Source organism: uncultured Methanobrevibacter sp., assembly GCF_902764455.1.
In the GTDB taxonomy this organism is placed as follows: domain Archaea; phylum Methanobacteriota; class Methanobacteria; order Methanobacteriales; family Methanobacteriaceae; genus Methanocatella.
In genome coordinates this window covers 1-12430 of sequence record NZ_CACWVY010000051.1, presented here as the reverse complement: position 1 = coordinate 12430, position 12430 = coordinate 1, and the positions used below count along the sequence as shown (strand labels likewise).

General features: G+C 33.2%; 13 protein-coding genes. 12 read left to right on the top strand and 1 reads right to left on the bottom strand.

Annotated elements, in window-relative coordinates; all coding sequences use genetic code 11:
• Positions 1-196: 196 nt before the first annotated feature.
• The 4 genes from QZU75_RS11545 (at position 197) to QZU75_RS11530 (ending at position 3736) form a co-directional block, all read left to right on the top strand.
• Positions 197-352 carry a hypothetical protein gene (locus QZU75_RS11545; protein ID WP_296883900.1) on the top strand — a complete coding sequence of 52 codons (156 nt, stop codon included), beginning with the start codon at positions 197-199 and terminating at the stop codon, positions 350-352.
• Positions 337-1305 (top strand): acyltransferase, encoded by a 969-nt coding sequence (locus QZU75_RS11540; RefSeq protein WP_296883898.1) that lies wholly within the window; start codon positions 337-339, stop codon positions 1303-1305. The genes QZU75_RS11545 and QZU75_RS11540 overlap by 16 nt, the downstream gene beginning before the upstream one ends.
• A 297-nt stretch (positions 1306-1602) precedes the next feature.
• Entirely contained in the window at positions 1603-2457 is an 855-nt protein-coding gene (gene galU, locus QZU75_RS11535; protein ID WP_296883896.1) for a UTP--glucose-1-phosphate uridylyltransferase GalU, read from the top strand.
• Between the two features lie 55 nt (positions 2458-2512).
• Positions 2513-3736 (top strand): aldo/keto reductase, encoded by a 1224-nt coding sequence (locus QZU75_RS11530; protein ID WP_296883895.1) that lies wholly within the window; start codon positions 2513-2515, stop codon positions 3734-3736.
• Here QZU75_RS11530 and QZU75_RS11525 read toward each other — a convergent pair.
• A complete protein-coding gene (locus QZU75_RS11525; protein WP_296883894.1) occupies positions 3733-3891 on the bottom strand; it encodes a hypothetical protein in 159 nt (52 codons plus the stop codon). The two genes, QZU75_RS11530 and QZU75_RS11525, sit on opposite strands and share 4 nt — an antisense overlap.
• 171 nt (positions 3892-4062) lie before the next feature.
• Here QZU75_RS11525 and QZU75_RS11520 point away from each other — a divergent pair, with 171 nt between their 5' ends.
• From QZU75_RS11520 to QZU75_RS11485, 8 genes are all read left to right on the top strand, one after another.
• Entirely contained in the window at positions 4063-4272 is a 210-nt protein-coding gene (locus QZU75_RS11520; RefSeq protein WP_296883892.1) for a TIGR04165 family Cys-rich peptide, read from the top strand.
• Between the two features lies 1 nt (position 4273).
• Positions 4274-5401: a TIGR04083 family peptide-modifying radical SAM enzyme gene (locus tag QZU75_RS11515; protein ID WP_296883890.1), complete on the top strand. Its 1128-nt coding sequence runs from the start codon at positions 4274-4276 to the stop codon at positions 5399-5401.
• Between the two features lie 8 nt (positions 5402-5409).
• Positions 5410-5547 carry a hypothetical protein gene (locus QZU75_RS11510; RefSeq protein ID WP_296883889.1) on the top strand — a complete coding sequence of 46 codons (138 nt, stop codon included), beginning with the start codon at positions 5410-5412 and terminating at the stop codon, positions 5545-5547.
• On the top strand, positions 5535-5696 hold the full coding sequence (locus tag QZU75_RS11505; protein ID WP_296883887.1) for a hypothetical protein: 162 nt from the start codon (positions 5535-5537) through the stop codon (positions 5694-5696). The genes QZU75_RS11510 and QZU75_RS11505 overlap by 13 nt, the downstream gene beginning before the upstream one ends.
• Before the next feature lie 370 nt (positions 5697-6066).
• A complete protein-coding gene (locus QZU75_RS11500) occupies positions 6067-8115 on the top strand; it encodes a cation-translocating P-type ATPase (RefSeq protein WP_296883885.1) in 2049 nt (682 codons plus the stop codon).
• Positions 8116-8543: 428 nt separating this feature from the next.
• On the top strand, positions 8544-10061 hold the full coding sequence (locus tag QZU75_RS11495; RefSeq protein ID WP_296883883.1) for an MFS transporter: 1518 nt from the start codon (positions 8544-8546) through the stop codon (positions 10059-10061).
• Between the two features lie 283 nt (positions 10062-10344).
• Complete coding sequence (locus QZU75_RS11490) at positions 10345-10821, top strand: DUF308 domain-containing protein (protein ID WP_296883882.1); 477 nt, start codon at positions 10345-10347, stop codon at positions 10819-10821.
• A gap of 455 nt (positions 10822-11276) precedes the next feature.
• On the top strand, positions 11277-12266 hold the full coding sequence (locus QZU75_RS11485) for an ATP phosphoribosyltransferase (RefSeq protein ID WP_296883880.1): 990 nt from the start codon (positions 11277-11279) through the stop codon (positions 12264-12266).
• Positions 12267-12430 lie beyond the last annotated feature (164 nt).

Genomic DNA, 12430 nt, shown 5'->3' with positions numbered 1-12430 from the left:
CCACATAACAACAATAACTAATATACCACATAATAAAAAATATAATTTGCCCAAGAGCATTTGATAAGAAATAACCAACAAAAAAATTAAACAAAAAAAGGTAAAAACTTTAAGAAAAACACTATAATATTTTTAAATAAGAAAAGTTAAATACTAATTTTAAAAGACTTTATTTATAGATTTTTAAGAGGAAAATATGCAGACTGCAGCTAAACCAAAAAAGAGGATATTTTATTTTGATGCCTTAAGGGCACTTGCAATAATTTGTGTTATGCTAATTCACATTTTTTCAAGAAGAGAGGCTTTTGTTTTTGCAGAGTATTCTGCAATGCCCCTATTAACTGGTTTATAGCTGCATTTTCAGATAATTTTTTCAGAATTGGTGTGGATTTATTTTTAATGTTGTCCGGAGCTCTTTCATTAGGCCGCCAATGGGAAATCAGATCATTTTTAGGTAAAAGACTGCCTAGAATTATTTTGCCGTTTATATTTTGGGGTTTTGTTTTGAGCTCTACTTTAATATTGATGCAATATTTTGCACCTTCCTTTATTCATGTAATCAAGGCATTTACGTTTGAAAATATTATAAATTACATAGTGGGTGCCTGGAGGGCCCAATCCATATTTACATCATACTGGTTCTTCTGGATGATACTTGGAACATATTTTGCCATGCCGATAATCAACAAATGGTTATTGCATTCAGATTTAAAAGAAGCCGAATACTTTTTGATTTTTTGGTTAATAACCTGCATATTCGATTACACATTGAAAATAGCGTTTCCAGTACAATTAAGTTTCTTTATGAGTCCGTTGGGTTTGGTTGTTTTGGGATATTATTTGAGACACACTAAAAGAAAGATATTCAATAACTTGTATTTCCCTGTTTTACTGATTATTTTATCTGCAGTTGTAGAAGTCTATTTAAGTTATTGTTTTTCATCAACACAATCAATTCACTACTTTGACAGATATTCAATAGTCATGGCGGTTGAAGTAATCGGTGTATTTTTATTGTTTAGAAATCTGGATGAAAAGAAAGTCTTGCACAATAAGGTTCCCGAAAAGCTCAGCTCCATTTTCAAAAAGGCAGTCGGTTCAATAGCTTCATACAGTTACGGAATATATATGATTCACACTTCCGTTCTATTTGTTGTTACATGCTTTTTAAAATACTTTGGTTTGTATAACAGATTTAAACTTGATGTTTTCCTCATGTTTGTCTTTGGCCTTTTGATATGCTGGTTAATTATGGCGCTGTTGAGCAGGGTAAAGTATGTTAACCGTGTAATCGGTGCTAAGTAATTCTATGAAATGTTTACACTGTGATTCTGCGGATTTCACATTAACATTCGCTATTTTTGATTTTTCAATTAGATTCCTCTGAAGATATATATGTCTGTTTTTGGATGGCATAGATTTTAGTGATGATAATCGTTAATGTCAATTCCAATTAAAATTATTCAAAAAAAGCAATGCAAATGTAATTTTAATTAATTATTTTTTTAAGTATTGTTATGGTTTTTAGGGGACTGTTTTCATAACTTATATAACTAATTAAATTAAAAGTTATTATTAATTAAAACTTTATGGTGATAATTTATGAAAGCTGTAATTCCGGCAGCAGGTTTTGGAACAAGATTTTTACCTGCTACTAAAGCGCAACCAAAGGAAATGTTGCCTGTTTATGATAAACCTACAATTCAGTATGTTATTGAAGAGGCTGTAGCTTCAGGTATTGATGATATTCTAATTGTTACTGGTAGAAACAAAAGATCTATCGAAGACCATTTTGACAAATCATTTGAACTTGAGCAGACCTTGCAAAGTGCAGGTAAGGATGACCGTTTAAGACAAGTCCGTGCAATCACTGACCTTGCTGATATCTGTTATGTAAGACAAAAAGAACAGAGGGGACTTGGAGATGCAATTTACTGTGCTAAAAAGCATATCGGCGGCGAACCTTTTGCAGTTCTTTTAGGAGATTCAATTACTAAAGGTCCGACACCATGTACCAAACAGCTTATTGATGTGCATGACAAGTATGATGCGTCTGCAATTTCACTTGAAGCAGTTCCTAAAGAAAAGGTTGAAAGATATGGTATCATCAAAGGAACAGAAGTTGAAGACAATGTTTACAATATTGAAAAACTTGTTGAAAAACCTTTAGCTCATCAGGCACCGTCAAATCTTGCTATAATGGGAAGATATGTTCTAACTCCGGATATCTTTGATAAAATTGATGAAACCGAACCTGGAGTCGGTGGTGAAATTCAGCTGACAGATGCTCTTCAAAAATTGGATGCAATATATGGAGTTACATTTGAAGGAAAAACCTACGATATAGGTAATCGTTTCGAATGGTTAAAAACTTCAATTGAATTTGCAATGGACGATGACGACTCCAAGGATGATTTGATTGAGTATATGAGAGAAATTATCATAGAAAACGAATAAGTTATTTTTCCCAAAATAACTTTTCAAAAACTTTTTTTTTTTAAAACTGATTACTATGCAAAATCGATTAATTCAAAAAACAGGTGATGAAATATCTCCATTGGGATTTGGAGCAATGAGATTACCTTTGAAAAATGGTAAAATTAATCGGGAAATTGCTAGAAAACAGATTTATCATGCAATAGATAGTGGAGTAAATTTTATTGATACAGCTTATCTTTACGGAGATAGCGAGACTTTTTTAGGTGAAGTCCTTCAGGGCGAGTATAAGGATAAAGTTAAGTTATGCACCAAACTGCCTTCCATTAACGTTAGAAAATATGAAGACATGGAAGAAATATTGGATGAACAGCTCAACCGCCTTCAGAGGGATTCAATTGATTATTATTTGATACATGCAGTTGATTTAAAAACTGTAAACAGACTGCTTAAAAGGGATTTGATTAAATTTATCAACAAAGCAAAAGCTGACGGTAAAATAAAGCATGTCGGCTTTTCATATCATGGTCCAAAGGAAGAATTTGAAATAATCATTGATGGCTATGACTGGGATGTTGTAATGGTCCAGTATAACTATTTGGATGATAATGTTCAGGCCAGTACTGAAGGAATTCAGTATGCCTCTTCAAAGGGAATGGGTATTTTTGTAATGGAACCTTTAAAGGGAGGTATTCTTGCAGGCAAGATGCCGTCTGAAGCGGAAGAGGTTTTCAGAAAGGCCAATCCAAATAAAACTAATGCTCAGTGGGCTTTGGAGTGGGTTTTAAATAATCCGAATGTTACATGTGTTTTGTCTGGAATGAATTCAATAGAACAGATTGATGAAAATATTGCTGTTGCTGAAAAAATAACTCCATTATCATTGAGTTTTGAGGAAATGGAAACAATCGAGTATGTAAAAAGGGTATTGAGAAACTCCCTTAAAATTAACTGTTCAACATGCGGGTACTGCATGCCGTGCCCTCAGGGCATTAACATTCCTGAATGCATGAAGATTTATAATGAAAAATATCTGTTTGGACATAAAGGTTTAATTAATCAGTCTTTTATGGATTATTATCAGTATGTTGGCGGAATTATGGGAAATGAGGGCAATGCAGGTAAGTGTAACGGCTGCGGAAAGTGCTTGAGAAAATGTCCTCAAAAATTGGATATAATATCCGAGCTTAAAAAAGTTAAAAAAGAGTTTGAAGTACCTGGACTGAAATTTATATTGCCTGTTGTTCAGCATGTCGGATTTCCAATTTACAGACAGGTTGTTAAATTTTTAAACCGCTAATTTTTTCTTATTCTTTCAGTCAGTTCTTCCCATTCCTGAGATTTAACTACATCAAAGCTTTCTCTCCATATTTTCTGGCGGACAATATTTGAAGTTTCTGTAAAAACTTTATTATTTCTTTGTTTAACAAATAAGTCATAATAATCATAGGGCATTTTAACCCCTCTAAATATTAATTTAATAATTATTATTCATTATTATCATATTTAAAGCTTGTTGAAGCCATTTGGTAGAATTGTTGCCATTTAACCATCTTATTTAAACTTTTCTATTATCTATAACATTATATACTTCAAAAATAGAAATATTAATTAAAGGTGAAAATAATGAAACTCGAAGAATTGATAGCACCATGTCCAAAATGCGGCTCAAAAGATAAGATAGCTCACAGAAAACTCTTAGATAATCACAGGGCTCATGCAGAAATGGACACTGTAAAATGTGAAGAATGCGGCTATATCTTCTTTGTAAATGAGAACATGGACGAAGATGAGAAAAAGAAATTATTAAATGAATTAAACAAAGTTTACGGATAAAATGACATTTCATGTAATGATTATTCCAACATTGAATTGTCCATCAAACTGCAAATATTGTTGGGGATCTGAAAATAAAAAGGAAATGATGGGCACAGAAATTATCGACCAGATAATTGACTGGCTGGGTGATTTCAGGGATGATAAAGTTCACTTTACCTTCCATGGAGGAGAACCTCTCCTTGCAGGCTATGATTTTTATGAATATGCACTGGAAAAACTCTCGAAATTGGAGAATTTTGAAGGTTTTTCACTCCAAAGCAACATATGGCTTTTAACCGATGATTTAATTGACCTTTTTGTAAAATACAATGTTGTTGTAAGTACAAGTATTGACGGACCAAAAGAAATCAATGATTATCAAAGAGGAGACGGCTACTTTGACAAAACAATGTCTAAATATGAACTTGCCAAAAGCAAAGGACTTATTATTAACTTTGTTTTAACAGTAACGGATTACTCCAAGGATTTCTCCGATGAATTATATGACTTTTTCAAAGGCGAAAAGATGAATCTGAAAATCCATGCTGCACTTCCGTCACTCAGGGGAGACAATGCAGACCCGTGGGCACTTGACCAGGAAGAGCACGGAAAGCTCCTTGTTAACTGGCTGGATAAATACCTTTATGATTTGGATAAATTCTCAATTATGGATTTGGACCATATCTGCAAGTCTTCACTCAGAAGAAGAGGAACACTCTGTACATTTGCCGATTGTATTGGAACTACACTGGCTGTAGGTTCCGATGGTTCAATTTATCCGTGTTACAGATTTGTTGGAATGTCTGAATATGTTTTGGGAAATGTCAAAAGCAATCCCAGCTTTGATGATTTAAAAGAATCCGATGCATGGGCAAAACTTCAGGAATTCAGAGACTTTGTTGATGATGACTGTAAAAAATGCAGATATAAGAAATACTGTGAAGGGGGTTGTCCGTATAATGCAATTGTAGCATACCAGACTCCTCAGGCGGTTGACCCGCAATGTACTGCATATAAGATGATTTTCGGCGAAGTTTCAAAAAGAATGAACAAGGAATTTGCCAAGTCTGCATTTGGAATGGGCGGACCTGCACCTAGAAAAGAGGGAGATCCATTCAGCATAATGGATTTGGCCATGAAACCTTAGTGATATTTATGGATGATGATATTTTAGAAAAATTATCTGCTCTTGAACATGAACAGTGGTGTGAGTGGGCAGGAGCTGTTTCTAAAGACTTGTATGCCTTGCTTTCAATCATGAAAAATTGGATGATGATTGCATGTCCAGATTAAGTGATGATGAAAAGCTAATCCTTTCAAATGTTTCCAGTAAGTTAGAAAGATGGGATGAGTATATGGTTTCTTATTCTGAGTTGTCAGAAGATGTAAAGGAAAAAGACAGAGTCTTTGCCAGAAAGACTCTGGATATTATCAATCCCTAATTTTTTTTTTTAAAGCTCAATTATTTGACATAACACTTCTTTTTTTAGATAATAGGATTATTTTTGAATTAAAAACTTCAGGTTTTTTAAATAGAAAAAATACTTTACATTATTTTTACCAGTAATACTGGGTATTTAAATGAATTCAAAAAAAGTAATACTTTTATATACTTCTTAGGTCAAAATAATAAATAGTAATACTGAGTATTTAAATGAACTCAAAAAAAGTAATACTTTTTGGCTGTTAGTAGTTACTGAATTTAATTTTTTAAGAAGTTTCAGAATTTTGCTCAAACCTCATTAAAAAATTTTTGAGTAATACTGGGTATTTAAATAAATTCAAAAAAAGTAATACTTAGAGGTGTTTTGTGTGATTGATGAAATAACTGACTTTCTATTCGGACTAAAAATGACCATTGTTTCAGGCATATTCCTATTAATAGCAGTTATTTTTATGATTTTTGGAATAGACACTCCTGTTTATTTAAACCCCGCATGGGGAACAGTAATCATAAGTGGTATTCCAATGTTGCTCCTGGCTTTGACCAGGCTTATTCGTGAAAAATGGATTTCATCTGCACTGCTGATTGCAATAGCTATGGTTGCATCACTTATGATCGGTGAGATATTTGCTGCAGGTGAAGTTGCATGGATTATGGCATTAGGGGCTCTCCTAGAAGACTGGACAGTTGAGAGGGCCAAAAAAGGTTTAAGAAATTTAATTAATTTAACTCCTCAAACTGGAAGAAGAATTGTTGATGGTGTGGAAGAGGTAGTCCCTGTTGATGAGATAAAAATCGGAGATACCTTAAGAATTCTTCCAGGTGAAAGCGTTCCGGTAGATGGTGAAATAATAAGCGGAACTTCATCACTTGACCAGTCAATCATGACAGGAGAATCTCTGCCGATTGATAAAGAAGTTGGAGATGAGGTATTCTGCGGAACCATGAACATGTATGGTGCAATTGATATTAAGGCAACCAGTCTGGGTGAAAACTCATCACTTCAGAAATTGATTGACCTTGTAAAGGCCGCCGATGAAAAGCAGGCACCAACTCAAAGAATTGCAGATAAATGGGCAACATGGCTTGTTCCTGTTGCATTGATAATAGCTATTGTGGCATGGCTTGTGACAGGCAATATTGAAAGGGGAGTAACTGTCCTTGTAGTATTCTGTCCATGTGCATTGATTTTAGCAACACCAACTGCAATTATGGCAGCAATAGGTCAGGCAACAAAATACGGTGTTTTAATCAAATCAGGTGAAGCCCTTGAAACCCTGGGTGGTCTTAATACTCTGGTATTCGATAAAACCGGAACTTTAACTTACGGTAATTTAGAAGTTTCTGATGTTATTGCCTTAAAAGAGGATTTAACCCAGTTGGATCTGCTTAAACTCACAGCTTCATGTGAGAAATTAAGTGAACATCCATTGGCTAAAGCTATTGTAAACAATGCAAAAGAAGCTGAAATCGACATTGAAGAACCACAAGACTTTAAAATGTATCCTGGAAAAGGAGTCACATGTAATAATTCTTATGGTAATGTATATGCAGGAAACTCCAAATTTCTATCAGAAAACAATATTGATGTAAATGTTGATGCACAGTTTAATAAATTAAAAAATGAAGGTAAGGCCTCAATTATTGTTGCATTGAATGGTGAAGTCGTTGGTCTTATCGGTTTGTCCGATGTAATACGTGAAGATTCCAAACAGATGATTGACAGCTTGCATGAACTTGGAACCGAAACAGTATTGCTTACTGGTGATAACACAGAAACTGCTAATTACTTTGCATCACAGGTTGGAATTGGAAAGGTTTATGGTAATTTACTGCCTGAAGAAAAGCTTTCATGGATTGAAAAATTCAAAAGCGAAGGCAAACAGGTCTGTATGATTGGTGACGGTGTAAATGATGCGCCTGCACTCAAAACAGCTGATGTAAGTGTTGCAATGGGATCTGTCGGAAGTGATGTTGCAATCGAAGCTGCAGACATTGCACTTTTAGGTGATGACATAGGTAAGATTCCATATCTTAAAAAACTGTCAAATTCCACATTATTTACAATCAAAGCCAATATTGCAATTTCAATGACAATCAATGCAGTGGCTATTGTATGTTCTGTATTAGGACTTTTAAATCCTGTAACTGGTGCAATCGTTCATAATGCAGGTTCATGTCTTGTTGTTTTAAATGCAGCATTGTTGTATGATAGAAAATTCGATGATTCAGTCAAAAAAATAGATACCAAAAATACCGAACACTCTCACTACCACTTCCATAACGATGGGGAACATACACATTCCCACGAGGGTGTTGAAATTCTTGATGAAATCGAAACTGAAAATGGAATTAAGCATATGCATGTTCACAAACATGCATTAAATAGAGAAAGTTGTGAAGCATATCACAATTAATCTCTTTTCTTTTTTTGTAATAGATTATTAAAAAATAGTTTCACTGCATTTGATGGCCTGTCATGTCATATCAAAGTTTTTCTCAAAAATGAATTCAGTTCATCATTTGCGAAAATTAACCAAGAATATTGAATTCCCATATAACATAACCAATGATTCGGCAATGTTTTCAGTTGAGAAGTCCGGTCTGATTTTATTTTGCATTTTACCCTCTTTAATTATATTTTAATGTTATGAAATGATATAGAGAACGAACGTTCTGTTATATTTGAAAATTGTAACTAATTTCATAGTATTGGATAATTAAGCAACAAAAACTTTATTAAACAACTAAAAGAAAAATATTAAATAAGATATATATTGAACATACAAAATCAACATTATTTTATGTTTAATATTATTCTTAATAATTATTGGAGGATTAATGAATGAATGAAACAGTTAAAGGACACTCATGGCTTCCGCTAATTGTGGTTGCTTTAGCTTCCTTTATTATAGCTTTGGACGCTACATTCATGAATGTGAGTATTTCACAGGTTGTTGTGGATTTAAATACTGATGTGAGTACCATTCAAATGACCATGTCATTTTATACTCTCATCACTGCAGCATTCATGCTTTTGAGTGCAAAGCTTCAGGACATCGTCGGTAAAAAGAAACTCTTTTTAATCGGTACTGCACTTTACGGTATTGGTACATTCACCGCAGCAGTAAGTTTTAATGCCACAATATTATTTATCGGATGGGCTGCTATAGAAGGTGTTGCAGGAGCATTAATGATGCCTGCTACCATTTCCATTGTAAGCGGAACCTATCATGGTGAAAAACGTACAGTAGCATTGGCAATTGTTGGGGTAATGGGTGCAGTAGCAGCTGCTATCGGTCCGCTCTTCGGAGGGGTCATGACAACATTTTTAAGTTGGAGATACGGATTTGCTTGTGAATTAATAGTTGTTTTCGTTATTTTAATATTTAGAAATAAAATACCTGATTTCGCACCTACTGAATCCAGAAGTGATTTGGATATTACTGGTGCTATAATTTCATTTATAGGTCTTATATTGTTAGTTCTAGGTATTTTATCACTGTCTAAAGATTTCAATTCAAGTTTGGGTATGATTGTAGTAGCTATAATTGTTTTAGCAGCATTTGCATACTTCGAAATCAAAAGAAAAAACAGTGGCAAAGTGCCGTTACTTGATATGGACTTATTCAAAGACAGAAATTTACGTGTAGGAACTTTAGTTTTATTAATGAGTTTTCTTGCAATGGGTGGGGCATTGTTCGCAATTTCTCTGTTCTTGCAAAGTGTATTGCAGTTAAATGCATTTGACACAGGTTTGACTACACTTCCGATGACTGTCGGTCTGCTTATTTTTGCAATAATAGCACCAAGTCTAACCGGAAAATTTAGTCATAAGGCAGTCATGGCAATAGGATGTATAATGGCAATCATCGGATGTTTGATGTTAAGCTATCAATTCAGACTTGACACAACAATATTTACTTTAATGCCTGGACTCTTTGTACTGGGTGCCGGACTTGGGTTTGTCATGTCTTTATGTACTGATATTTCAATATCCAATATTCCTGCTGAAAGTCAAAACAATGCATCAGGTATTAATTCAACCGGTCAGTCATTAGGTGAATCAATGGGTACAGCAATTATCGGAATAATTCTAATTCTTGGAGTTATGGGAGGTATCAGCACTGCAGTAGATGTCTACGCACCTGATCATTCAGGAGATGAACAATTCCAGCAAGACGTCTTGGATTACTTCCAAAAAGTCGGTACTATTGATGATCTTAAAGGCAACAGTACTGTTGTAGATATTGTAAACATCATCGTTCAGAATACTATGGCATTTGTAATGCAGGTAACTGCTATTCTGATGGGTTTTGTTTTCATTCTGATACTGCGGCTGCAGAAGCCAAAAAAACAATGAGTGTTAATCGCTCATTTTTATTTTTTTCTTTTTTTTAGCTATTTTGAGTGTTTTCAGTTATAACAATTAGTTTAATATTATTGTATCTTGTGTATTGAATATTTGTAAATCGCTTTGGAAGTGTATAAGTTTTAATTTTACAAAATACCGAACAATCGTTTTTTTTTAATATAGATAAACCATAATATTTTAATATTAATTAACTCTATAAATATATATTGAAATTCATATTTTATATAAAATGAATTTTGATTTTAGAAAATAAAAACTAAGAAGTGAGAAAATGAACATGAATCAAATTTTTGGTATCCTGTCAATAATATTGGGATTAATATTTATTGTGTGTCCTGTTTTAAGTACTGCTCTTGCTTCAACCATATTGGGAATAAGTTTCCTGTTATTAGGTATTTTTTCAATAATTACAGGAATTTTTGGCGGAACTGGAATGGGAGCTCTCCTTGTTCTATCAGGAATATTGGCTGTAATATTCGGATTCATATTCACAACCAATATATTTGCAATACCAGTAATCATGTCTCTACAATTCTATATCATAGGATTTTTAATGATTTTAATGGGTATAGCAGGTCTATTTTCAGGAGAACAAATTTCAAAAGCCCTTTCAATTATAATGATAATTCTGGCAGTTGTCATGATTGCTCTTGGTGCTTTAACAATTAACAACCCGATTATTGCTCCAATATTAATCGGAATATCCTTAATCGTTGAAGGTGCTAATTTAGTTATAATAAAAATTTGAATAAATTCATAGAATGGAATATATCAAATATGGAAACAACACGCTGTAAAATAGTTCCAGAAAGCCAAAAGATTGAAAGTCACTGGTAAATGGGAAAAATAGCTATAAAACTTGGATTAATTTAAAGATAAGGATTTTAATTCCTTATTTTTTACTCTTTTTTTTAATCGCTTGGCATGTCTGATATTATCTTTAAGATAATATGGTGCAGGCATCAATATAATAGGCATAAATATCATAACTGTAATTTTAACAAGATCTATTTTACATCTGATGCAATGCTTTGCATTCTTGTTCTTTTGCAAACTGGTTCATGTACATGTAATAGGAACCTAAAATGAATTAATCATATACACTGTCCTTGAAGATGCGAATAATGTCACAATTATTTTCCTTTTTTTAAATCATCACAATAAATATATATCTTAAATTATAATCTTATTTTAGGTATTACTATGAATGATAAGATAATTTTAGGACTTCCAAAGGGAAGTTTAAATAATGTAAAAAGAGGAAATACTCATCAATTATTTGTTGATGCAGGTTATGAAGTCAACGGATACGAACCCGGTGATGAATCTTACGAAATTGAAATCTTAAATGATGACGATATTATAGCATTTTTAACCCGTCCGCAATCCACTCCTGTTGAGTTAAACAGGGGAATGGTTGATATAGCTATTGTTGGAGAAGATTGGATTAAGGAAGAATCAGTTTTAAGACCAACCAACACTGTTAAACTAGGTGATTTGGATTATGGTAAAACCCGTTTGATTGTTGCGGTTCCTAAAGATTCTCCATATGATAATTTATCTGACTTTTTCAGAGCAAATAAGGATAGAAAAACTCCAATTTTATGTTTTACAGAATATCCGAATTTAACTAGAAAATTTATCATGGAAAATGAAGTTTATCAAGAAATTTATGGTGATGCAGTACCATTTGTTCAGGTCAGAGGTTTGACTGACGGTGATAATGAGATGGTGCAGGTCATCAACTCTGATGGTGCAACTGAGGTTTATATTGCCAAAGGTGCTGATTTTATTGTTGACAATACTCAAACTGGAAGCAGTTTAAGAAAAGCAGGTTTAAAAGAGATAGAAACAATATTACATTCCTCAGCAGGCCTTTATGCCAGTGAACATTGTACTGATGAAAAACTTGAAAAGGCAAAAATGATTTTTAAGCAATTGTTGGGTGCTATTACAGCTAAAAAATATTTTGATGTAAAATTCAATATTGAAAACTCAAAAATTGAGGAAGTATCTAATTATCTGGTTGAAAACAAGTTATGTGCCGATGAACCTACAATTACTCCAGGTTCTGATTTTTCACAAATCAATGTATTGATACCTAAGGCAAAATTCCCTGAAATGGTCGATGCAATCAAAGGTTTTGATGCGACTTCCATTATTAGAAATGATTTAAAACAGCTCATAGAATAATCATTTCTTTTCCTATTTTTTTTTAAACACTGTCAGGATGGGACATGACTCCCATTGATTTTTAATTTTTTTCGCTTATTTTTCCTTTAATTTTATATACTATGAAGTACAATCTTTTATTATAGAGATTAATCTTTGTGGTTGTTTTATTTATGGTTTTAAAA